This is a genomic window from Lacrimispora amygdalina, assembly GCF_900205965.1.
Classification (GTDB): domain Bacteria; phylum Bacillota; class Clostridia; order Lachnospirales; family Lachnospiraceae; genus Lacrimispora; species Lacrimispora amygdalina_A.
The window spans coordinates 231,325-253,552 of the sequence record NZ_OAOF01000005.1; the positions used below are offsets into that span (position 1 = coordinate 231,325).

Consider the following 22,228-nt stretch of genomic DNA (forward strand, 5'->3'; position numbering starts at 1 on the left):
AGGAGGAATTCCTAAATGAAAAAAGAAACCTTGTATATTGCCTATGGCAGTAATTTAAACCTTACTCAAATGGCATATCGATGCCCTACTGCCGAGGTGATAGGCACTAGTGAAATGAAAGATTATGAGATGCTGTTCCGGGGGAGTCGCAGTAGTGCTGTTGCAACTGTGGAGCCTCTTATTGGTGCAAGAGTTCCGGTTCTCTTGTGGAAAATTCGTCCCCAGGACGAGCTTGCTCTTGATAGGTATGAAGGATATCCAAATTTTTACCGAAAGGAGCTGTTTCCTGTGGAGTTGGGCGGCAGATCAGTAAATGCCATGGTGTATATCATGAATGATGGGCGTCCGTTTGGAGCCCCTTCGGATTATTATCTTAAAACCATTCTGGAGGGTTATCGTTTGGCTGGTTTTGATACGGACTTTCTGGAACAGGCAGTGGAAAAATCGATCCAGTTAGCACAGAGTCAGGAACAGTATGAGCCGCAGCAAGGGAATCTGTTCGGACAGAAATGGTGGTGAAAAATAAGTTTTACTGCCCTTTGAGGATAATCCGTGTGTAAGTTTACGAAAAGGAGGTGCAGCCATGGCTGATCCCGTAACAATTACCCTAGTGGCAAAGGCAGCAATTATGGCAGCTGCAGATAAACGAACCTGGAAGGCGGTGGGTGTTCTCATTGCCGCGATTTTAACACCTTTTATCCTGATTATTGTCATGATTTCCAGTCTTTTGTCTGGAACTGCGAACCATAACAACGCCGCTGTTCAGTTATCCTTTCATGACGGAGTTATTTCAGGTCAGGTACCGGAGGATTATCAAGAATATATTGAGGACATGCGTAAAAGTTTTTCAGAGCTGGATGTGATTATTGCTGAAATCTTATTGATAATTGAGGAAGGAAGTCTTGACCCTGTACAGGTTAAGGCTATTTTTTATTCTCTGTATTTCGGCGCTGAATCTTTGCGAGGGATTGATTATCAGTCATTTACTGACTGCTTCGTTCGCTACGAGGAACGCACTCGTATTTGTTCTGATGAGGACGGAGTGGAGCATGAGGAGACCTACACTGCAGCGGTGCCGCTTACTTCCCTTCCAGTAATTTATAGAAATCTGGAAAGTACGCTCGGGCGCAGGATTTCTTACGAAAATCAGGCAAATGCTTCAGAAATTTATTACCGGGCCTTGTATGGAACCGGCGCAGCAGGCGAAGGAGACCGTTTTGATCAGTGGTCGGATTGGCTGCCGGAACAGTTTGTCAATCCGACCACTGATCTGATGGCAGGAGAAACTGGTTCCCAGGCTGTTCAGCTTGCGCTGTCCCGTCTGGGAGATCCCTACTCACAGGAGCTTCGCGGTCAGGCAGGTTATACCGACTGTAGTTATCTTGTACAGTGGATATACCGTCAGCTTCGGGTAAATCTTCCTGGTACCGCCGCCGAGCAGGGAAAATATTGTGTCAACAATGGTCTGACCGTTTCGAAAGCCAATCTTGCTCCAGGTGATCTTGTGTTTTGGAGTCACAAAGTAAACGGACGTTATCTCAATATTACTCATGTGGGTATCTATGCCGGCAATGGCAAGGTGGTGGACGCCTCATATTCCAGAGGCCGGGTTGTGTACCGGGACCTGTTTGATGCAGACAAACAGGTGCTGTATGCAAGACCTTATGCGAAAAATACGGCACAGTAAAGGCCGTATTTGCCGGAAATAGAAATTAAATTATAGGAGGAAAAGCAATGAGCATGTCAGAACTAAAGGTATCTTTTCCGTCGGAAAAACTGGAAGCACTTCGTTTTTTCATGGACAAAAAGGAACTTACCATTGAACAGGAGCTGAAGGATTATTTGGAAAAAACCTATGAAAAAGTAGTTCCTGCGCAAGTGCGGGAATATGTGGAGAGCCGCATGGAGCAGGTGTCTGCGCCGCAGGAAGGCCAGGATACATCCTCTGCAAGAGAACGACCAGAACGACCTGTCCGTCAAAATCGCCGCCAGAGGGAGCAGGCAGCTGCAGAGACACAGTCAGAACACGTACCATCCGAAACACCATCTGAGGATTCTCAGGAGGAAACTCCTGGTATGACAATGGGGATGTAACCATAAACGCAGAAAAAGAAAAAGGAGGTTCCTGCCATGATCAAGCTTGGAATAGACAATGGAAACTACAATACAAAATCCTCAGACGGGATGCTTTATGCTTCTGGTTTTACTGCAAGTGACCGGGAGTTTTTAACACCAGAGCTTCAGCTGTCCTATGAAGGTAGCTATTACGCCATCGGAGAGCGGCGCCTGCGTTTTCAACAGGATAAGACAATGGAGCAGGACACTTTTATTCTCACCCTGCCAGCCATTGCCGAAGCTATGAAACGTGTTGGTGTAACTGATGCAGATATTATGCTTGGTGTGGGGCTTCCCATCGACAGTTACGGTACACAAAAAGATGCGTTTCGGCAATATTTTCTACAAAATGTGTCCTTTGAATTCGAAGGAACAGCATACCGATGTCGTATTTCTGACTGTAAAGTGTTCGCCCAGGGACATGCGGCACTATGCCGGTATTATCCTCGTTTGCAGGAATACAGAAGCATTACCCTCGTTGACATCGGCGGTTATACGGTGGATGTTCTCACAGTCCATAATTTCAAGCTGGAGCGTGCAAGCTGTGTTAGTTTGCGTTTGGGAACTATCATCCTCTATAGCCGCATTCAGGACGCTCTGCAGAAAAGTGGCATTCTGCTTTCGGATGCTTTGATCACTGACGCAATCCGAGAGAAAATTCAACACACTGATCGTAAGAAAATTGAAGAAACAGTGGAGTATGAAGTGTCTGCCTACTGCAAGGAACTGCTGAACGCTCTGCGGGAACGAGGCTTGGATTTAAGGCTCCCTACTGTGTTTGCAGGCGGCGGAGCGGAGCTGCTGGAATCCCGGCTGCGAGGAAATGAGATTAATATTGTTGCTGTGCTGAACCGGTTTGCCAATGCGGACGGGTACAAGCTCCTGCTGGGATAAGACTATGCGAAAACGATACTATCTGTCTTTTGATATGGACGATCCCAGACACCAGGAAGCCGAGCGGTTGTTCACGCAGCAGGCCAGCCGTCACCGAACCGAATTTGTGGTGTCCAGTATTCTATCCGCTAAACAAAACGGTCATATTGAACAAATTGTTCGGCAGGCTGTTCGAGAAGAAATAAATCAGCTCTCATTGAGAGTTCCTCCTCCACAAGAGGTACAGGCTGTGGCACAACAGTTGGAGGATGTTCCTGGCAGTTTGATACATGCACTTGAAGATTTATAGCATCCTGATGTTTAACCCGGAAGAAAGGTTGCACCAACTTGGCTCAAATTCATAGCCAGTTATTTAAAATAAATGCACCAACTTGGCTTAATTAAATGGAGGTTAATTATGAAAACAACTAGAATCCAAATATATTACGAACTGGAGAAATTGGAAGCTCTGCGACAGTATCGAAATGACGCAGAACTAAAGGCAGATCTGGAGGCTGTGCTTCAGGCTCTCTATGAAAAGAATGTTCCTGCAGAGGTTCGGGAACGTATTGAATCAGCAGGCAACATATAGGAATTTATGCTTTAATCCCTAAAATATTGAAAGTGGTCAGAACCGTCAAAGCTGTGAAACGTAAAAACTACAAAAAACAGGAGGATTTGCACAATGGAATATAAAGAATTTATGGAAGAAGTAGAACGGCATATCAAGGAATATCTGCCTGAGGAATGGAAAAATGAAGAGGTATCGGTTCGTCAGCAGCTAAAAAATAATGGCATTCAGTTATATGGAATGAGTATACGGATACCCGGAAGTGATCTTACTCCGCAGATATACTTAGATAGTGCCTACCAATCTTACAGCATGGGTGTCAGTATGGAGGAAATCCTAAAGAAACTTGCGGAACAATACCTGGAGTCAGTGGAAGCAGCACCGAAGTTTGGCATACATAACTTTGACTACGAAAATTGGAAAGACAGCCTGTTTATGTGTGCGATAAATGCTGATAAGAATCGGGAACTGCTTTCCTCTGTCCCCCATCAGATAGTAGAGGATCTGGCTGTTGTATACCGCTATTTAATTGAAGAGGATGGAGGCATTTTTGGTACGGTACTAGTCAATAATGATCATTTAAAGTTGTGGAATATTGATTCAGAGATGCTGCATGAACAAGCTGAAAAAAGTATGAAGCAGCTTATGCCATATGAGTTCCATAGTATGGACTATGTAATTGCGGATATGATGGGGTGTCCCATAGAAGAGAGTCAGCTCAGCATGGAAAACAGCTTTATGTTTGTATTGAGTAATAGCAAAAAGTGGCAGGGGGCGTCTTATCTGTTCTGCCCGGATGTATTGGAATCAGTCTCAAAGGAGATTGGCGGAAACTATCTGATTCTTCCCTCATCGATCCATGAGTTAGTTTTGATTCGTGAAGAAAAGGAAAGAGGAATTGAGTATTTAAAGGATATTGTATGTGATATTAATCAAAGCCAGGTTGATGAGGAAGAACGTCTTTCTAATGAAGTTTATCGGTATGATGCGGAAACAGGAAGTATATCAATGGTATCTGACGGAGATATGCAGCAGGGTATGCATCTGGAGATGTAATGGTAAAAATAATATTTTACCCACTCAGTAAAGCATGTAACAACATGGAGAAAAGATTCCCCCTGTTGCCGCCTGTATGCCCCTGTGCCGCCTTTATCTATCAGGAGCGGAGTATTGCGCCATAAGTCAGTAAAAGCCCCCGTTGCCGCCGTTAACACCAAAATACTGGCAGTGGTAAGAACTGCCAAAACTGGGGTGAATCATGGGGGTGAAAATGATGCTGGTTAAAGGCAGGTGGTCGCTTCGCGCCCACCTGCCGCAAAACATCGCCCCGCAACGCGGGTCGTGGGCATTTTTAAGGTGCACCTAAATGGGAGAGTGGTCACCTCTTAGGTGGTCAAAACCTTCTAAAATCTGCTGCATAGCTTAGAAAACAAAGCGTTTCCCGAGGTACACCTGTCAGGTGGTTCCGGGACTTTTTAAGACAAGGAGACCAATCATGAGTGAAGAAATCAAAACACGCATCCCGCTCTGGCTCTATCCAAGCACCTTAGAAGGGCTGGATGCAATTATTCAAAAAGATAACTGTAAAAGCCGAAGTGAATTTATAGAAAATGCAATCCGTTTTTACAGGGGATATATTTCTGCAGAGGACGGTATGAAGTATCTGCCGACCTCTATCACTTCCGCCATGTCGGGAATTGTCAGCTCATCTGAAAAGCGCATGGCTAGACTGATGTTCAAGCTGTCGGTCGAAATGTCAATGATGATGAATATCCTTGCCACCACTGCAGATGTGGATGAAAATACCCTGCGCAGGCTTCGGGGCAAATGTGTGAATGATGTGAAAAAATCCGTCGGTTCTGTGACTTTCGAGGATGTTGTAAAATTCCAGAAGGGTGATTAACCATGCCGCGGATTATCTTTAAATGCGGTTATATAAAAAACGACCCGGAGCATGTAAAGAACCTGGTCGGGTACATAGGGACACGGGAGGGTGTTGAAAAGCTCCCGCTTTACCGGAAAAACCAGCCTGCCACACCTAAGCAGTCCGAGCGTATAAAGGATATTCTCAGACAGTTTCCCGATTCCAAAAGCCTATTTGAATATGAAGACTATAAAAATAAGCCGACACTTGAAAATGCCTCTGAATTCCTTACTGCCGCCATAGATCATAATCTGGATCAATTGTCGCACCAGGAGGTCTATGTCAATTACATCGCCACCCGCCCTCGTGTTGAAAAACTAAGCAGCCACGGATTGTTTACCGATGATGATCAGCCGTTGGTTCTATCTCAGGCAGCCGAAACTGTTGCCAAACATACCGGAAATATCTGGACACCTATCATATCCATGCGCCGGGAGGATGCCGCCCGGCTTGGTTATGATAATGCCTCTGCCTGGATTGCGCTCATACGTCAGCAGCGAAATATTTTTGCGGAACAGATGAAAATCGCACCGGATAACATGAGATGGTATGCAGCTTTTCATAACGAAAGCCATCATCCGCACTGCCATATGATCATTTACTCTGTCAATCCTCGTGATGGATACGTTACGAAGCAGGCTATAGAAAAAATGCGAAGCGGCTTGGCAAGAGAAATTTTTCAGCAGGACTTACTGCAGATTTACTCAGAGCAAACCATCCGGCGAAACGCACTGACAGAAGAGAGCCGGAATATCCTTCGGGAGCTTTTGAATCGGATGCAGACAGGAACCTGTGACAATCCAGTGATTGGAGAATATATGTCAAGATTGGCGGAACGTCTGAAACAGACAACTAAAAGAAAGAAATATGGCTACCTGCCGGTATCGCTTAAAGAGCTGGTGAATCAGATTGTAGATGAGCTGACAAAAGATGAGCGTGTCGCAGCGGCCTATGCATATTGGTATGAGATGCGAAATGAGGTTCTGCATACTTACAAGGACAAGCTGCCTGAACCGCTCCCTCTATCCCAGCAGAAAGAGTTCAAGCATATTAAAAATGTAGTAATTGACGAGGCTGTAAACCTTGGAAATATGATCTTTACTTTTGAAGGGGATGAAAACGCTGAGCCTCCCTTCCAAGAAGAAAGTTTTGCGGGGGAGATCCAGGAGGAGCCAGCAGTAATATGGGAACCGGTATTACTGGCAGAGGATTACGATGACAGCTTTTCCGATCCTCCGGATAGAAGTTTTGGGGCTGGTGCCAGGCAGCCGGAGTCAGGAAAACCGTACATTGCCTGGAATAACCGGTATAAGAAAGCTTGTACCTACCTATACGGCAGTGACATAACGGAACCGGATTTTGAGCAGGCACTGATCCTGTTCCAGGAGGAAGCTGTGGCCGGAAACGCCCTTGCCATGCATGACATGGGACGGATGTATACGGACGGGCTGGGCGTCGTGATAGATGGTGAAGCAGCGTTTGAATGGTATCATAAGGCTCTTTCGGCATTTATGTATATCGAGGCAGAAAAAGAAAATCGATACATAGAGTACCGGATTGGTAAAATGCATGCTGTAGGACTTGGTACGGTTCAGGACTACGAGAAAGCGGTCGGCTGGTTTGACACAGCCGTATCTAAGAATCACAAGTATGCCCAGTATTCCCTTGCCGGTCTGTATTACCGTGGGCAGGGTGTTGAGCAGGACTTTCAGAGATCCTTTGATTTATATTGCCAGGCAGCAGCACAACATGTTCCCTATGCAAGCTATGAATTGGCTAAAATGTACCGTGATGGTATTGGAACCGAAAGGAATGCAGAAAACTCAGAGCTGTACTTTGAAGAGGCTTTTTATGGATTTAAAAATCTGGAGGAACAGAGCCACGACGATAAGCTCCAGTACCGCCTGGGGCAGATGCTCTATACCGGAACCGGAACGGAAAAGAATATAGAGAAAGCTATTGGTTACTTTGAAAAATCGGCCCGACTTGGAAATGTTCACGCTCAGTACATGCTCGGAAAGCTCTATTTGGATGAAAACAATGGATATACCAATATAGAGCAGGCAATTGAGTGGCTGACCAAGGCCTCGGAAGGCGGCAATGATTTGGCGCAGTACGCCCTTGGCAAGCTCTTCCGGGACGGAAACCATGTAGAAAAGGATACACAGAAAGCAATCTCTTTGTTTACCCTTTCCGCCGAACAGGATAATTCCTGTGCCGTATATGCCCTTGGTAAGCTGTATCTTGACGGAGAAGATGTACCCTTGGATATTTTTAAGGCAGTAAATCTGTTCAGGAAAGCAGCAGAACAGAATAATTCATTCGCTCAGTATCAGCTTGGTAAGCTCTACTTGCTTGGTGAACATGTCCACAAAAATGTGGAGGATGCTGACAAATGGCTGAATGCATCTGCCGGGCAGGGAAACCAGTACGCACAATACGCCCTTGGTAAACTATATTTACTGGGCAAGGAAGTACCCTGCGACAGGGAAGCAGCCATCCAATGGCTCACCCGTTCAGCCGAGCAAGGCAATATCTATGCACAGTTTTTCCTTGACCATCTGGACTCCTTCCGTGACCCTTCCCTGTTTCTTAGCGCAACAAGGCTTTTGCGCCATTTAAGCCAGTTATTTCGAGAGGAAGAACGAAAGTTCCCAGGCGGACCGGGTATGCAGGTGGAAAGCAAGCTGCGCCGGAAAATCAGGGAGAAAAAGATTGCTCAGGGGCACGCCCGAGACGATCACGAACAGAGACTCACGACATATTAACAAAAGGAGGACGCTCATGAAGAAAAAGTATCCGATCAGGCAGAAGATAAAAGTACTGCCTGATAGAAAACCCAGCCGTCTCAAATTCAAACCACCTGCAAAACAGCGGGTGTTTTTTTTACCGCTGTGGAAAGTGCAGGCATTAAAAAGGAGGTGCCCGGGAGATGGCATATATTCATTTTACTAATGAGCAAAAACATCGTGCAAATTCGGTTGACCTGGTGGATTTCCTCGAACGCCAGGGAGAAAAGCTCACACGCTCCGGCAGGGAATGGCGCTGGAAGCGGCATGATAGTGTAACGGTACGCGGAAGCGAATGGTTCCGTCATAGCCGTAAGGAAGGCGGTCATGCTATTGATTTTGTACAAGAGTTTTATAATCTCAGTTTTCCTGAAGCTGTACAATGGCTTCTCGGTGGTGAAGCAGGCGTGGAGTGGAATCAAACTTCTAAAAGTGCACCAGCACCGAAAAAAGAATTTAAGGTACCGAGGATGAATCCTGATATGCGTCGAGTGTTTGCCTATCTGATCAAGCAGCGATTTATAGATCGTAATGTGCTGACACATTTTGCCCGTAAAAAACTTATTTTTGAGGATGCAGAATATCATAATGCTGTTTTTGTAGGGCTGGATGAAAAGGGTATCACCCGGCATGCTCATAAACGCGGTACATATACCCAGGGTGAACCCTATAAAGGCAACGTTGTAGGCAGTGATCCCAGATACAGCTTTCACTGGAACGGTAAAAGTAACAGGCTCTATGTTTTTGAAGCTCCGGTGGATATGCTGTCTTTTATCACACTGTATCCAAAGAACTGGCAGGAATACAGCTATGTCACCCTGGATGGCGTTGCAGAACATGCCATGCTTCATCAGCTCCGGCATAATTCCCATCTGCAGGAAGTCATCCTTTGCCTGGATCACGACGAAGCCGGGATCGAAGCAAACTCACGATTAAAGGACATCCTTTCAGAAAATGGATACTCAAACACAACAGTAATGCAATCCATCTACAAGGACTGGAATGAGGAGCTAAAAGAGAGACATGGAATAAATCCCATTCCCTCCAAGGAACACCCAAAGCTGATATTGCTGCCACAGATGTGTGCCATACTGCCCGGTTTGTGTGAGATTCTTGCAGTACAGTGGGATGTCAGAAAGTTTTTAACTGATTGCCTTAAGGAACTGGAGCCGCTTGTAAGAACTGAAAAGATTGTACCGGAAAAAGTGAATGTTGTCAGAGAATGTCTGCAGTGCATGGCGGCTGGTTCCCTGCTATTGGCAAAGGAACTGTGCCGCCAGATGGAGCGTTCGGTGACAGTCGATCAGCTTATCAAAAAGCTCCAGATGAATTACCGCATTCATGAGGACAGGGGCTGGATGCGAACCCGGATGGAGAATATCCGGTGGGATCTGGCTGAGATAGACCAGATGACAAATACGCCCGGCATCCGCACAGAAGCTGATCAGCAGCGGCTTGGCAGTTTATATCTTCGGTTGGCACTGGACTGTGTTAGAACGGGAATGTTTGTAGAACTGGAGCATCAAGTCATAATGCCAAAACAAGAGCAGACTGCTAATATGTTAATGCGTATGTAAGAGATGACTTTCTTTTATATATTGTATTTTGTGCTAAAATAATATATAATATTAGCATTAAATATAAAATAAGGAGGTACTCCTGTATGCATACGGAAACCTTAGAGGCGCTTCTGGAAAAAAGTGACGGTGTGCTATTTGCCAAGGATATCGCTAAAGCCGGAGTGCCAAATATTTATGTGGCAAAATTTGTGAAGGAAGGAAGGCTGGAGCGGGTGGATCACGGTGTGTACATCACACCGGATGTGCTGGAGGATCGGATGTTCATCCTGCAGAGCTGTAAAAGCCGGATTATTTACTCCCATGACACTGCCTTGTATCTTCATGATCTGACCGACCGTGATCCTCTGACATACAGCGTGACAGTCCCCACCGGCTACAACACCAAGCGCCTGGTGGAGGAAGGTCTCGTGGTGTTTTCCATTAAACAGGATTTATACGAAATCGGGGTTGAGGAAGTCAGGACGCAGTTCGGAAGAACGGTACGGACATATAATCCGGAACGAACCCTCTGTGACATGATCCGCAGCCGGAATCAGATGGACAGCGCCTTGCTTCCCGACGCAATCAAACGCTATGTACGCCGTAAGAACAAAAATATCCCGCTGCTGATGCAGTATGCCAATCAATTGCGCGTGGCAAAGCTGCTGCGGCAGTATTTGGAGGTGCTGCTATGAAAACATCAAGACAGCTCAATGCACTTATACGAAATATGTCTAAGCAAAAAAATATCAATTCGCAGATTATTTTACGAAATTATATGCTGGAACGTTTGCTGGAACGGATATCTCTGTCACCCTATAAGGAAAATCTGATATTAAAGGGCGGAATGCTGGTTGCTGCCATGGTAGGGCTGGATACCCGGACAACTATGGATATGGACACGACGCTCCATGGCTATCCAATGACAGAAGACGCTATCCGCTCCGTTTTTACAGATATACTGTCTGTTCCGGTAGATGACAGCATAACCCTGACACTGAAAAAGCTGGAGGAAATACACGACGATGCCGAGTATTCAGGGCTGCGTGTAACACTGGAAATGCTCCTCGATGAAACAAGACAGACTCTGAAGGTAGACATCACTACCGGCGATCCCATTACGCCTCGTGCAGTCAACTATGCTTTTCAACTGCTTTTTGAAGATAGAACCATAGAAATTAAGGCATATACACTGGAAACCGTACTTGCCGAAAAGCTGGAGACTATCTTTTCACGGGGGACTGCAAACACCCGGATGAGGGACTTCTACGATGTGTATATTCTTACCCATTCCAGAAAATCTGATATCAGCGATTTCGTTTTAGAAAGTGCATTTGCACGAACCGTACAGAAAAGAGGCAGTGATTTTTTACTGCGTGAGAATCTCGGACAAGCTGTCCAGATTATAAAGGACAGCCCGGAGATGCACAAGCTGTGGGAGCGGTATCAAAAAAAGTATGCCTATGCAGGCGATATCCCGTGGCAGGATGCAGTTGATTCCGTTTTGGAGCTTACCAACGGAATTTCGATGACTGAACAGCAAGATATGGATATGAAAATGGAATTTTAAATAACCCTAAATCTCTAAAGCCGTCAAGGAGTATGAAACGCTCCCTGGCGGTTTTTATTTACCCAAATATAAATTGGAGGCAGACTATGCAGGCATCTCAACTTATCACGCTGATTGTCGCAGGTGCGACAATGTTTGGCGTAATCGGCTTTTTATCCTTGCTGGCCCATTATTACACCCTTAATGGCATCAAATCAAAGACTGTGGGGGATGGACAGCATGGGACGGCAAGATGGGCCTCAAAGCAGGAAATCAAGCATACCTATACGGAAGTCCGTTTTGAGCCGGAGAAATGGCGTAAAGGTGAAAGCCTTCCAAAGGTACAGGGGCTGGTCGTTGGCTGGCAGCGGGCATCACTTTTTGATAAGACGGCTCCCAACGGCTATGCATTGATTGATGACGATGACATCCATTGTCTGATGATCGGTGCTGCTGGTGTCGGTAAGACAGCCAATTTCCTCTATCCGAATCTGGAATATTCCTGCGCCTGCGGCATGAGTTTTGTCACGACTGACACAAAAGGTGATCTCTACCGTAACTATGGCAGTATTGCAAAAGATTACTACGGCTACCATGTAGCAGTCATTGATCTTCGTAACCCCACCCGGTCGGACGGCAATAACCTTCTGCACCTGGTAAACCGATATATGGATTTATATCTTGCCAATCCTCACAGCCTGGTATATAAGGCCAGAGCAGAAAAATATGCCAAGATTACCGCTAAAACAATCATCAACTCCGGTGGTTTTGATACGGCTTCCGCAGGACAAAATGCTTTTTTTTATGACGCCGCAGAAGGACTGCTGACCTCCGTGATTTTACTTATTGCGGAATACTGTGAGCCAAAGCAGCGGCACATCGTATCTGTGTTTAAGCTAATACAAGATCTGCTGGCGCCCAGTGGAGTCAAGGGACGAACCCTGTTCCAGCTGCTGCTGTCGCATCTGCCGGATGAGCATAAGACCAAATGGTTCGCTGGTGCGGCTCTTAACAGTGCAGAGCAGGCCATGCAGAGCGTCCTCTCCACGGCACTGTCCAGACTAAATGCATTCCTGGATTCTGAGCTGGAGCAGATTCTGTGCTTTGATACTGCCATCGATGCAGAAAAATTCTGTACAGAGAAAAGTGCTATTTTCCTCGTTATGCCAGAGGAAGACAGTACCAAATATTTCATCATCAGCCTTATTGTCCAGCAGCTCTACCGGGAAATCCTCTCCGTAGCCGATGAGCATGGCGGCAGGCTTCCGAACCGGGTGATGATGTTTCTGGATGAAATCGGTACGATTCCCAAGATTGAATCTGCTGAGATGATGTTCTCTGCCAGCCGTTCCCGCCGTATGTCCATCGTCGCAATCATCCAGTCCTTTGCCCAGCTAGAGAAAAACTACGGTCGGGAGGGCTCTGCCATTATCATTGACAACTGTCAGGGTGCGAAACGTTCCTAACTGAAAAGGTTAGGCACAAGCACAAAATATAAAGGAAACTGAGAGAAGTTTCCAAAATAATGCTTGGAGAACTGATATTCCAACAGGTGAAATAAGAGGGTAACGCCTTGAAGCGCCGCCATAATACTACGATATGCGGTTTTGCCTGTATCGGCAAAACGGTATAAAGCTCGTTGAAGTCGGCTGAAAACTGCCGTATTGCAGGTTGCAACGAAAGCTGGTTAGAGGTAACCGGTGCAGTTGATAGGTCGGTGGTCTACAAAATATCTATGGTGAGAATGTGTTTGCAAAAACACTGACGAACGCTCGAATGAAAGGGTCTATAAGTTGATTGCATAGAAATGTGCAAGTGCCTTCATTGGCAGTATGCGAGGTTTAGTAAGACATTGGCTATGAAAAACCTTATACCGTTACAGGCGGTATCGTGCATACAGGCTCATAGAGAACACCTACGGATATATGTATAGATAGGAATATCGGAACGTTGTAAGGTTAGAATGCAGAGCTGATACAGGCGATGAAGCATTGGCAGGAAAGACATAACCTGTCTTAATCTAACCGAAAGTGATGGCACAGTACCGATGAAGCTATGGAAACATAGTCGAGGGAAAGCCATTAGTCGTCAAAATATTAATACGCATAACTACACAAATTCAAAGGTTCGAGTATGACTAAGAAAAGCGAAATCCATAAGGAGAGTAGCAAACTTTGACAAAAGTTAAAAAGCCAAAGAAACAAAAACTGCGCAATGCCGAATATTATAATTTCACAGTGATATTTGATGGCTTGTATTCCAAAAGTAAGGAAAAGAAAAATTTCTATGACCTCATGACAATCATTACCCATGAGGACAATATCAAGCTTGCATACAGGAATATTAAGAAAAATCATGGCAGTAAAACGGCAGGAGCAGACAACAAGACGATACTTGATTTGCAAAAATGGGAAACAGAAAAATTGGTAGAGCATGTGCAAAAGAGATTTTCACATTACACCGCCAATAAGGTTAGACGGGTGGAAATCCCAAAAGGAAATGGGAAAATGCGGCCGCTCGGCATTCCTACTATCGTGGATAGGTTAATACAGCAGGCTGTTCTACAGGTTTTAGAGCCTATATGCGAAGCGAAGTTTCATGAACGAAGCAATGGGTTCAGACCAAATCGAAGTGTGGAAAACGCACTGGCTCAGGTCTATAAAGCGATACAGCTTCAAGGTTTACATTTTGTGGTGGACATTGACATCAAAGGATTTTTCGACAATGTCAATCACGGCAAGCTTATAAAGCAAATGTGGGCAATGGGCATACGAGATAAAAAGCTGTTAAAAATCATATCAGTAATGCTAAAAGCCGAGGTTGCAGGAATTGGATTTCCTGAAAAAGGCACTCCGCAAGGAGGAATTATTTCACCGCTACTGTCCAACATTGTGCTAAATGAGTTGGATTGGTGGATAGCCTCACAATGGGAAAACATGAAGACACGCTACCCATATGTCCAAACGGTAAACAAAAACGGCTCTATCAATAAAGGCAGTACCTTCCTCGCACTCAAAAAAACAAATTTAAAAGAGTGTTTCATTATCAGGTATGCCGATGATTTCAAAATATTTTGCCGCAATAGAAAAGATGCTGATAATCTATTCATAGCTACGCAGAAGTGGCTGAAAGAACGGCTGGGATTGGAAATTAGTCCTGAAAAGTCCAAGGTTGTGAATCTGAAAAAGAAGTATTCGGATTTTCTGGGATTTCAAATCAAAGCCGTGGAAAAGAGCGGAAAATATGTTGTGGCGAGCAGATTAACTCCCAAAGCTAAATCAAAAGTATCAGAAAAGCTAAGCAATCAGATAAAGAAAATACAAAACCCTAAAAATGTAAACGATGAAAATCATGAAGTTCACATCTACAATTCCATAGTGATAGGAGTGCAGAACTATTATCGCTATGCGACTAATGTGAACATTGACCTACAAAAAATAGCTTTTCTTGTTGACCGAACCTTTAAACTCAGATTGCGAAGCAGAATAAAACGAAAATGCGAAAATCCCACAGTTGGCTTTGTCTACAATCATTACAAGCACAGCAAGCAAATACGTTTCATTAAAAATCAAGCTGTTGCGCCTATTGGTGCAGTCGTACATCGAAACCCGATGTACAAGCCTGTCAAGGTTAATAAATACACGGAAGAAGGGCGTGCACTTATCCATAAGTCACTCGAAAAGGTAAATATGGGTATTCTGCATTACCTAATGGCACACCCTGTTAAAAATCGAAGTGTGGAATATAACGATAACAGATTAGCGTTGTATTGCGCACAAACTGGGAAATGTGCTGTAACGGGAAAAATTCTTGAACTTGACAGAATACATCTTCATCATAAAACTACCATTCGAGACGGCGGTACGGACGAGTATCGTAATCTTATCATGCTTGATATTGATGTGCACAGACTTATTCATGCAACCAAAAGTGATATTGTAGAGAAATATGTTCAACTGATACAGCCTAATTACAATCAAAGGGATAAAATCAACAGGCTTCGCAACAGGCTCAATTTAGAGCCGATAACCATGTAAATGGCAGATTAACATTTGTTGTGTAGATTATGATTTCTAATATTAGACGATGGGGCGCCGTGTGAGGTGAAAGTCTCGTGCACGGTGCTAAGCGGGGGAAAAGCTGGAGATTATATCAAAGGTTTACCTATCGCAATATACGGTGTTCGGCGGTTTTGCCCCCAACAGCGAATCGGCACAGATATTATCCAAAGCTCTCGGAAGCAAGACGATCATGAGCGGTTCCGTCAGCCTTGGGAAAAACGACCCAAGCCAGTCTCTGCAGATGATTGAGCGGCCGCTTATGACACCTGATGAATTGAAGTCAATGCCAAAAGGTCATTTTGTCGTAACTAAGACAGGAGCCTATCCCATGAGAACCAGGTTGAAGTTGTTTCTCGAATGGGGAATTGTTTTCGGCAAACCTTATGAAATCATGGAGAAGTCAGCCAGAAAGGTGGACTATGCCGACCGATTCACCTTGGAGGAAGAAATTATCCGGCGTCATGCTGTCTGTGAGGAAATGCCGGAAAAGCCAGCAGCAACTGAGGCTGCATCAGAAGGAAATACGCATTCATCAGCATTCATCAATCTTGATCCATTTGTTCAAAAACAGGAATCCAAAAAGGGGTGACGCTATGGGTTACTTTACCTCGCTTTATTCCTCTGAACTGCCGCACCGTGCAAGAACTGTCTATATGTATCTTTCTGACCGGTCTGATAAGGAGGGCAGATGCTATCCGGCGATTGGCACTATCGCCAGGGAACTTAAACTGTCCCGGAGTACCGTTAAACGTGCTATTGTTGATTTAGAAAAAAATGGATATCTTACGAAAGAGCAGCGGTGGAGGGAGAGCGGCGGCAAGAGCAGCAACATGTTTTATCTGAAAAAATCGGATACCAGATAAAAGCCTGAAATATGATTCTCACACCAAGGGTAAAGTCTGCTTTTTTAGTGGACCATGGTATGGTTCACCATGGACCATGTAGGGGAACTTCTCACTTTAAGAATATTTAACAGCAGAAAAAGAACAAGGATTGGGGGGAGAGAATGGCAGAGGTATCGGGGGTAGTTAATCCTTGATTCCTCTGTTTTGCTATTAAGTACTGAAAGGATTTAAAGATTTGGATCAGTTTTTAATTCTGTGTATAGAGCTAACTCTGGTTTAGATTTCCGCCAAGATTGCAGTTGAGTTGACATAATATTACCAAAAATTACATGTAGCAGGTTAAATGTTACATGAAGCACAAATTTGACGATTTATGGTATATAATGTAACATTAGAATAGTATTACATATTGATTAATAAAAAAGTCCAAACAGATGCGAGAGGTGCTATTTTATGAATGCAGTAACATCAGGGAATCTAATAATCAGCAGCGATCTGAACATCAGTGAAATTCAGGAATTTGATATGAAAATAGAGAAAAACTGCCATACCGCTGCCAGGATCACAGGATCTGTACCGGATGAGACAGGAGAGTCTCCGGTCTTCCAGAAGCTGGAGGGAAGCAGTGTAACAATCTCAGCTGCAGATGAAAAGGGTAATAAATCCAACCCACCTATCTTTTGCGGTTTCATAAAAAATGTTGAGATATGGCAGGAAGGAAATGGGTATAAAGCAAGGATTGAGGCAATATCGCCTACGGAGTTGCTGGACCTAAAAGAGAGAAGCAGGTCATTTCAAAAGATTGATATGACTTATAAGGAATTGGTGAGAAGTGTATTATCGGACACAGAAAATGCGGATGTAATCTTTCATATCGAAGACCGGAAAATCGGCAGACCAATCTATCAATACAGAGAAACAGACTGGGATTTTTTAAAACGGATTGCAAGCCAATTAGGAACTTCTCTGCTTCCAGGAGGAGCTTCCCTAAAGCCGGAGCTGCATTTTGGCCTGCCTCTAGGAGATTCGGCAGAAGAGAAAGGAATCCTGCCTGAAAGAACGTGGTTTGATAAGACTTACTATACATTTGACCAGGATCAGTACCATTTTGCAAAACATCAGTTTATTTGTTATAAAATAAGCAGCTATGAAAACTGGAAGCCCGGAGACCATATATCTATGTCCAATGACCGGGAAATGGTGGTGCTATCAAAAAAGTGCAGGCTGGAAAATGGCCTGCTGGTTTACCATTATACGGTAGGTTCCCCAAAAGTATTCGGGACGGCGGGATATGATAATCCCAAAATGATCGGAGTTTCCCTGGCAGGAACGGTGCTGGAAACGAAACAGGAATCTGTGCGGGTTAAGCTGGACATTGACGGGGAGCAGTCAATCCGAGAAGGGTATTGGTATCCATGGATGCCGGAAACGGGTAATTTAATGTATTGTATGCCGGAGGTTGGAGAGCGAATCACGATAACATTTGATGACGGAGAAGGCACTGCCAGGGCCATCAGGAGTATCCGGAAAAACGGAGCTGGAAATGGAGAGATGGGAGATCCGTCCAAACGGTATTTTACAACAGCAAAGGATAAACGGTTGTTTCTATTGCCGGATAGTCTGGGATTTGTGGATTTAAAGCAAAAGGTTCCGTTAAAGGTAGAAATTCATGACAGGACGGGAGCGGACATTGAGAGCAGCCGGGAGGTGACAGTCCTGGCTAAAAAAGGAGTATGGCTGAAAGGCAGCCGGGTATCTTTTCAGGCTCCTCAGGAAATTTCGATTGTAAGAAGAAATAGCATGTCTCCAACGGTGATCAATATGTGCAATGGATTTGATTCCATTGGTAAATTTGGAAAAGTAAAAATGGAAGGAAGCAAAGATGCCGGATTTCCTGTTTTTGAATCTTCAGATACCAAAGGATATGATATCGGTGGGGCGGAGAATGCTGTAATGGCTTCCACTCCGAGCTCAGCCGGCTCTACCGGGTTGGAGCGACAGATAACAGGAACAAAGGTAGATATGGTAAAGATCAGATAGGAATAGTTCCTAAGGGAGGTAAAAAGATGGGTAAGACCATAAAAATCGGCGGCGTGGGGAAAAGTCCTGCAATTGAAAAGGTCAATCGATTGAATGCAATCAGCAGCAGTCTGGAGGCAGCAGCCGTGCTTGAAAAGAAGGTATTCCAGTCGGAACAGGCTAAGGCGCAGGAACGCTTGAACAAAAGAAAGCAGATCATTGAGGATTTTGCCATCAGCTTTCAGGATAAGAATGGGTAAGGTGTAGGAATGATGAACATATTGTATGATCCAGACACAGAAGGGTGTCTTCAGGAGCAGGTCATTATGGAACGGATTACATTGGCTGATGCAATGTTATCAGCAGAGATCCCGAAAGAGCTTAAGCAAATGCCTGAAAGCATGAAAGACATGCTTTACCCATATGAAGAACGCCCGGAAATGATCTTTTCAGATGCGGATGGAAAAAATCAGATGACATTCCAGTTGATTCATAAAAACCTGGGACAGGAAGAAACAAGAAAAGCAGCAGAAGCGGTCAGGGAATACATAAGCAGCAGATATCCAAGAAGTGAGCTGTCACCAGTTCATTTACATGCAGGCGGACAGTATCCGGCAAGCTGGTTCACTATGGAATTGGAGGACGCCGGAGAAATGCAGCAACATGTAAAGGCAGTCCTGTCAGTCCGCAGCCAAATGTTTCTTGCAACAGCGACTTACCCGGAGCAGGACCGCATGAAATGGGAAGTGCTGTTGAAACACTTCTTTAATACGCTGAGCGAAACAACTTAGTATATCAGGTAATGTTGGGAGGAAAACCAGATGGAAGAGGTTCAGGATGATGATATAGATAAAGTATTCCTTCAAATACAGAAGGAACTGCAAAAGATAGAACCGGATACGAAGAAGCCGGGAGGAGAACCGTCTGGCTGGTCAGAGTTTAATGGTCCTGGTTTTACAATCAAGATTCCTGGTGGTTTTGAAGAGGTAGGAAGGGAAAAAGCAGCGTCGGTTTTCTTCTCCAAGAACCGTCCGGAATTGATTTTTGTCAATCCACATGAACACGCAGGACTCACGTTCCAGAATGCGATATTGGAATGTGAAGAAACCGATACAGATCTGGAAGCTGAGAGGGAACGAATCCGCCATATACTAAAACAGGCAGACGGAAAGAACGTTTTCTATGACCAGGGAAAAGTATCTGTCACTGTCCTTGTCTTGTGGTTTGACTACAAAAGCTTTGCTGCCGATGAACGAGTCTATAACATGATGTTCCTGTTCCTTTCGGAGGGAAAATTAATCATAGGAACCTTTTACTGCATATTTAAGGATTACGACAGATGGAAGCCTAAAATCCTTACCATGCTTGGTACCATACAGACAGAGGAGGAAGAGTGTGAAAGAATACAATCTTAAAACAGAACCGTTACAGTTTATAGAGATCAGAGAACTTAAGGTAAGCAAAGAAATTAATGAACATGGTACTGCTGTGATAAGCGGATACATTGAAGATAAGGATGAAGATAGTTATATAAATCAGCTGACCGGAGACGTATGGGAGAAAATAGAAGCAATAGGAAAAGATGGTGAAGCACAGACACTTTTCTGGGGCATTGTCACTGGTTTTTCCATTGAAAGCATGATGGACCAGAAAAAGATGACCCTGGAAATAACTACGGGTACGTGTTTTATGGATTTAAAACCGCATTTCAGAACCTTTCAGGACAGTACAGTTACATATGAGATGATCTTTAAACAGATTACCGGTACGTATGAGAACTCAGGGCTCATCAAAACACGGCCTCTTACAGACTCAACAGGAAAACTGGTGCTGCAGTACAGAGAGACCGATTGGGAATTTTTAAAGCGGATGGCAGCAAGATTTCACAGCTTCCTCGTACCAAGCACCAGAACATGGGGAGTTAAATATTTTTATGATCTGCCAAAGGGGGAACGTTATGAACTTGCAGATCACATGAAATATGCAGTGAAAAAAGATCTGGGAGACTACCGCAGGAAACGGAATCAGGGGCTTTCGAAAATGCCGGAAGGAGCCTGTCTGGAATACATCCTGCAGAGTCGGGAGGAATATCAGATCGGGGATCAGCTGACAGTAAACGGACTGCAGCTTTTTGTCTGGAAAATGGAAAGCAGCTATGAGAGAGGAGAAATGCTTCATACATGCCATTTAAAATCCAGATCTGGCATGGACTTTCCAGAAACATTTCAGGAAGACAGGACCGGATGTTCCTACCGGGCAGAGGTTCTGCAGGTGAAAGAAGATAAAGTGATGGTAAAGGTCTTAAAGGATGAAAACCAGGAGCAGAATATCAATTTGTGGTATCCATACTCTACGGTTTATTCTACTCCTGACGGGACCGGCTGGTACTGTATGCCGGAAATTGGTGATGCGGTAAGGCTGCATATACCGGAACAAAGGGAAGAAGAGGCTTATGTGATCAGCTCCGTCCATCTGGATACGGAAAGCCAGGACCGGAAAAATCCGGAACACAAGATCATCAAGAATAAATACCAGAAGGAAATCCGTTTTACCCCGGATTCCATTGTAATTACCAATAACCAGGGGACGAAAATAGAACTCAACGATTCAAAAGGGGTGCAGATTGTCAGCCAGCATGACATCGTGATAAAAGCGAAGGACGACTTAACGATTTCCAGTGAGACCGGTTCTCTCATAGCGGCCGGGACTGCATCTGTAAATTTAAAACAGAAGACAACCAGCATTGACATTGATCAGGGCATCTCATTTACCGGGGGAGAACTGAAAGTACAATAGGCAGGAGGATCATGATGGACCGGTTAAAAGAATTGGAGAGAGCCGCCCAAAATGCTGAAGAAGAATTATTTGCTTCCCAGTGTAGGAGACTGGAGAGTGAATACCGGAAAAAGGAGTACAGAAAAGAAGCGGTAGATTCTTTTGCACAATTATTCAGCCAGGCAGTAGATGAGAAGAAAGAAGTATCATGGCTGGGAATCTGCTATCTCCACACCAGCCTTCAGACCGGAAGCCATGAATTCCGGTTGTCCCTGTATGACGAAGAATTCTTTTTTGATCCGGCTCCGGCAGAACTGTACTGGCGTCCTTCCTGCTTTTTTGAATGCTTTGAGGAAGACATGGAATCCGTGATGACAGTCTTACGGAGACAGTACCCCAGGATCTGGAGGTATGAGGAAGAGGCTGTCCGCAGGATATGTGTGGAATATTACTATGCGGCTGTCCGTCAGCTGTGCTTTGACCTGACAGAAGAGATCATGGAGACGGAAGCTTTTCAAAAGGCAGTAAAGGCAGAAAATTTTACTGCCTTTTTCGGAAGATATCAGGGGGAGGGGGAGATTCTTTGGCGTATGAAGGAAAGATGAAATATTTTATATTGACCAATGGAGATAAAAATCCTTTTCCGAAGATCATAAACTGGAGCCAGACCATTGATGTAAGAAAATTAACACGGGACGAGTACCAGAAGATGCCGCCTTTCATTCAGTTTAACGCGAAACTTGGAATGGACGGGATATTCCCGGATATCATTGATAAGCCATTTTTTTTGCTTTCCAGGGAAGCTATGGAGGTGACGGCTTTATATGATTTAAATATTCCATTTTTGTTTTTTGTACTATTTGATACAGAAAAAGGGGAATGTGCCTCCTATTACTGTCCTGTGCTGGAAGAAGAGGCGTGTCTGGTGAAGCAGCCCGGTCCCGGACAGAGGGAGATAATACTTGACAGAGAAAAATTTAGTGGAGCTCCTCTATTTCGTGTCAGGACAGGAACAGAAAGTACAGTAGTAATTCGTATGGATTTAGCGGAAAGTCTGCTGGAACGGGGGGTTATCGGTATGAAGCTTAAGGAGGTAAGTTTATCTGACGGAAGCATCTTGAAATATTGAAATAGGGGAAAGAGAGGAT

22 protein-coding genes and 2 pseudogenes are annotated in these 22,228 nt (G+C 44.6%); all 24 read left to right on the plus strand.

What is annotated here, in order from left to right; all coding sequences use genetic code 11:
• Positions 1 to 15: 15 nt before the first annotated feature.
• The 24 genes and pseudogenes from CRO04_RS09640 to CRO04_RS09745 all read left to right on the plus strand — a co-directional run bounded on the left by CRO04_RS09640 (position 16) and on the right by CRO04_RS09745 (position 22,209).
• On the plus strand, positions 16 to 519 hold the full coding sequence (locus CRO04_RS09640; protein ID WP_097004017.1) for a gamma-glutamylcyclotransferase family protein: 504 nt from the start codon (positions 16 to 18) through the stop codon (positions 517 to 519).
• 64 nt (positions 520 to 583) lie between these two features.
• Positions 584 to 1,687 (plus strand): C40 family peptidase, encoded by a 1,104-nt coding sequence (locus tag CRO04_RS09645; RefSeq protein ID WP_097004018.1) that lies wholly within the window; start codon positions 584 to 586, stop codon positions 1,685 to 1,687.
• 47 nt (positions 1,688 to 1,734) lie between these two features.
• On the plus strand, positions 1,735 to 2,094 hold the full coding sequence (locus CRO04_RS09650; protein ID WP_097004019.1) for a DUF6103 family protein: 360 nt from the start codon (positions 1,735 to 1,737) through the stop codon (positions 2,092 to 2,094).
• A gap of 36 nt (positions 2,095 to 2,130) precedes the next feature.
• A complete protein-coding gene (locus tag CRO04_RS09655; protein WP_097004020.1) occupies positions 2,131 to 3,009 on the plus strand; it encodes a ParM/StbA family protein in 879 nt (292 codons plus the stop codon).
• A gap of 4 nt (positions 3,010 to 3,013) precedes the next feature.
• Positions 3,014 to 3,298: a plasmid segregation centromere-binding protein ParR gene (locus tag CRO04_RS09660; protein WP_242974413.1), complete on the plus strand. Its 285-nt coding sequence runs from the start codon at positions 3,014 to 3,016 to the stop codon at positions 3,296 to 3,298.
• A 108-nt stretch (positions 3,299 to 3,406) separates the two neighbouring features.
• Positions 3,407 to 3,580 carry a DUF6103 family protein gene (locus tag CRO04_RS26190; protein WP_166432516.1) on the plus strand — a complete coding sequence of 58 codons (174 nt, stop codon included), beginning with the start codon at positions 3,407 to 3,409 and terminating at the stop codon, positions 3,578 to 3,580.
• Between the two features lie 93 nt (positions 3,581 to 3,673).
• On the plus strand, positions 3,674 to 4,615 hold the full coding sequence (locus tag CRO04_RS09665) for a DUF5688 family protein (RefSeq protein ID WP_097004022.1): 942 nt from the start codon (positions 3,674 to 3,676) through the stop codon (positions 4,613 to 4,615).
• Between the two features lie 439 nt (positions 4,616 to 5,054).
• A complete protein-coding gene (locus tag CRO04_RS09670) occupies positions 5,055 to 5,462 on the plus strand; it encodes a ribbon-helix-helix protein, CopG family (RefSeq protein WP_097004023.1) in 408 nt (135 codons plus the stop codon).
• Positions 5,463 to 5,464: 2 nt separating this feature from the next.
• A complete protein-coding gene (mobP3, locus tag CRO04_RS09675) occupies positions 5,465 to 8,251 on the plus strand; it encodes a MobP3 family relaxase (protein WP_097004024.1) in 2,787 nt (928 codons plus the stop codon).
• A 16-nt stretch (positions 8,252 to 8,267) separates the two neighbouring features.
• Positions 8,268 to 8,438, plus strand: coding sequence for a hypothetical protein (locus CRO04_RS26195; protein WP_166432517.1), 171 nt, complete (start codon positions 8,268 to 8,270; stop codon positions 8,436 to 8,438).
• On the plus strand, positions 8,416 to 9,849 hold the full coding sequence (locus CRO04_RS09680; RefSeq protein ID WP_097004025.1) for a DUF3991 domain-containing protein: 1,434 nt from the start codon (positions 8,416 to 8,418) through the stop codon (positions 9,847 to 9,849). The genes CRO04_RS26195 and CRO04_RS09680 overlap by 23 nt, the downstream gene beginning before the upstream one ends.
• An 86-nt stretch (positions 9,850 to 9,935) precedes the next feature.
• Positions 9,936 to 10,526 (plus strand): type IV toxin-antitoxin system AbiEi family antitoxin domain-containing protein, encoded by a 591-nt coding sequence (locus CRO04_RS09685; protein WP_097004026.1) that lies wholly within the window; start codon positions 9,936 to 9,938, stop codon positions 10,524 to 10,526.
• On the plus strand, positions 10,523 to 11,401 hold the full coding sequence (locus CRO04_RS09690; RefSeq protein ID WP_097004027.1) for a nucleotidyl transferase AbiEii/AbiGii toxin family protein: 879 nt from the start codon (positions 10,523 to 10,525) through the stop codon (positions 11,399 to 11,401). The genes CRO04_RS09685 and CRO04_RS09690 overlap by 4 nt, the downstream gene beginning before the upstream one ends.
• Before the next feature lie 86 nt (positions 11,402 to 11,487).
• Positions 11,488 to 12,828, plus strand: a pseudogene (locus tag CRO04_RS09695) (type IV secretory system conjugative DNA transfer family protein); the annotation flags it as partial.
• Positions 12,829 to 13,554: 726 nt separating this feature from the next.
• Entirely contained in the window at positions 13,555 to 15,417 is a 1,863-nt protein-coding gene (ltrA, locus tag CRO04_RS09700; RefSeq protein WP_097004028.1) for a group II intron reverse transcriptase/maturase, read from the plus strand.
• A 133-nt stretch (positions 15,418 to 15,550) separates the two neighbouring features.
• Positions 15,551 to 16,030: pseudogene (locus CRO04_RS09705) on the plus strand (type IV secretory system conjugative DNA transfer family protein); the annotation flags it as partial.
• Positions 16,031 to 16,034: 4 nt separating this feature from the next.
• Complete coding sequence (locus tag CRO04_RS09710; RefSeq protein ID WP_097004029.1) at positions 16,035 to 16,304, plus strand: helix-turn-helix domain-containing protein; 270 nt, start codon at positions 16,035 to 16,037, stop codon at positions 16,302 to 16,304.
• A gap of 435 nt (positions 16,305 to 16,739) precedes the next feature.
• Complete coding sequence (locus CRO04_RS09715) at positions 16,740 to 18,326, plus strand: contractile injection system protein, VgrG/Pvc8 family (protein ID WP_097004030.1); 1,587 nt, start codon at positions 16,740 to 16,742, stop codon at positions 18,324 to 18,326.
• A gap of 26 nt (positions 18,327 to 18,352) precedes the next feature.
• The gene (locus CRO04_RS09720) at positions 18,353 to 18,565 is read left to right on the plus strand and encodes a hypothetical protein (protein ID WP_097004031.1); all 213 of its coding nucleotides are present in this window, start codon (positions 18,353 to 18,355) and stop codon (positions 18,563 to 18,565) included.
• A 9-nt stretch (positions 18,566 to 18,574) separates the two neighbouring features.
• Positions 18,575 to 19,096: a hypothetical protein gene (locus tag CRO04_RS09725; protein ID WP_141400967.1), complete on the plus strand. Its 522-nt coding sequence runs from the start codon at positions 18,575 to 18,577 to the stop codon at positions 19,094 to 19,096.
• 30 nt (positions 19,097 to 19,126) lie between these two features.
• Positions 19,127 to 19,720 carry a hypothetical protein gene (locus CRO04_RS09730; protein WP_097004033.1) on the plus strand — a complete coding sequence of 198 codons (594 nt, stop codon included), beginning with the start codon at positions 19,127 to 19,129 and terminating at the stop codon, positions 19,718 to 19,720.
• The gene (locus CRO04_RS09735) at positions 19,701 to 21,101 is read left to right on the plus strand and encodes a contractile injection system protein, VgrG/Pvc8 family (RefSeq protein ID WP_097004034.1); all 1,401 of its coding nucleotides are present in this window, start codon (positions 19,701 to 19,703) and stop codon (positions 21,099 to 21,101) included. The genes CRO04_RS09730 and CRO04_RS09735 overlap by 20 nt, the downstream gene beginning before the upstream one ends.
• An 11-nt stretch (positions 21,102 to 21,112) precedes the next feature.
• The gene (locus CRO04_RS09740) at positions 21,113 to 21,685 is read left to right on the plus strand and encodes a hypothetical protein (protein ID WP_141400968.1); all 573 of its coding nucleotides are present in this window, start codon (positions 21,113 to 21,115) and stop codon (positions 21,683 to 21,685) included.
• On the plus strand, positions 21,664 to 22,209 hold the full coding sequence (locus CRO04_RS09745) for a hypothetical protein (RefSeq protein ID WP_097004036.1): 546 nt from the start codon (positions 21,664 to 21,666) through the stop codon (positions 22,207 to 22,209). Before CRO04_RS09740 ends, CRO04_RS09745 begins: the two co-directional genes overlap by 22 nt.
• The last annotated feature ends 19 nt before the right edge of the window (positions 22,210 to 22,228 follow it).

What these genes read in the sequence shown, in the direction of transcription:
- CRO04_RS09640 (WP_097004017.1), top strand. Translation starts at nt 16, where the DNA reads ATGAAAAAAGAAACCTTGTATATTGCCTATGGCAGTAATTTAAACCTT.
- CRO04_RS09645 (WP_097004018.1), top strand. Translation starts at nt 584, where the DNA reads ATGGCTGATCCCGTAACAATTACCCTAGTGGCAAAGGCAGCAATTATG.
- CRO04_RS09650 (WP_097004019.1), top strand. Translation starts at nt 1,735, where the DNA reads ATGAGCATGTCAGAACTAAAGGTATCTTTTCCGTCGGAAAAACTGGAA.
- CRO04_RS09655 (WP_097004020.1), top strand. Translation starts at nt 2,131, where the DNA reads ATGATCAAGCTTGGAATAGACAATGGAAACTACAATACAAAATCCTCA.
- CRO04_RS09660 (WP_242974413.1), top strand. Translation starts at nt 3,014, where the DNA reads ATGCGAAAACGATACTATCTGTCTTTTGATATGGACGATCCCAGACAC.
- CRO04_RS26190 (WP_166432516.1), top strand. Translation starts at nt 3,407, where the DNA reads ATGAAAACAACTAGAATCCAAATATATTACGAACTGGAGAAATTGGAA.
- CRO04_RS09665 (WP_097004022.1), top strand. Translation starts at nt 3,674, where the DNA reads ATGGAATATAAAGAATTTATGGAAGAAGTAGAACGGCATATCAAGGAA.
- CRO04_RS09670 (WP_097004023.1), top strand. Translation starts at nt 5,055, where the DNA reads ATGAGTGAAGAAATCAAAACACGCATCCCGCTCTGGCTCTATCCAAGC.
- mobP3 (WP_097004024.1), top strand. Translation starts at nt 5,465, where the DNA reads ATGCCGCGGATTATCTTTAAATGCGGTTATATAAAAAACGACCCGGAG.
- CRO04_RS26195 (WP_166432517.1), top strand. Translation starts at nt 8,268, where the DNA reads ATGAAGAAAAAGTATCCGATCAGGCAGAAGATAAAAGTACTGCCTGAT.
- CRO04_RS09680 (WP_097004025.1), top strand. Translation starts at nt 8,416, where the DNA reads ATGGCATATATTCATTTTACTAATGAGCAAAAACATCGTGCAAATTCG.
- CRO04_RS09685 (WP_097004026.1), top strand. Translation starts at nt 9,936, where the DNA reads ATGCATACGGAAACCTTAGAGGCGCTTCTGGAAAAAAGTGACGGTGTG.
- CRO04_RS09690 (WP_097004027.1), top strand. Translation starts at nt 10,523, where the DNA reads ATGAAAACATCAAGACAGCTCAATGCACTTATACGAAATATGTCTAAG.
- CRO04_RS09710 (WP_097004029.1), top strand. Translation starts at nt 16,035, where the DNA reads ATGGGTTACTTTACCTCGCTTTATTCCTCTGAACTGCCGCACCGTGCA.
- CRO04_RS09715 (WP_097004030.1), top strand. Translation starts at nt 16,740, where the DNA reads ATGAATGCAGTAACATCAGGGAATCTAATAATCAGCAGCGATCTGAAC.
- CRO04_RS09720 (WP_097004031.1), top strand. Translation starts at nt 18,353, where the DNA reads ATGGGTAAGACCATAAAAATCGGCGGCGTGGGGAAAAGTCCTGCAATT.
- CRO04_RS09725 (WP_141400967.1), top strand. Translation starts at nt 18,575, where the DNA reads ATGATGAACATATTGTATGATCCAGACACAGAAGGGTGTCTTCAGGAG.
- CRO04_RS09730 (WP_097004033.1), top strand. Translation starts at nt 19,127, where the DNA reads ATGGAAGAGGTTCAGGATGATGATATAGATAAAGTATTCCTTCAAATA.
- CRO04_RS09740 (WP_141400968.1), top strand. Translation starts at nt 21,113, where the DNA reads ATGATGGACCGGTTAAAAGAATTGGAGAGAGCCGCCCAAAATGCTGAA.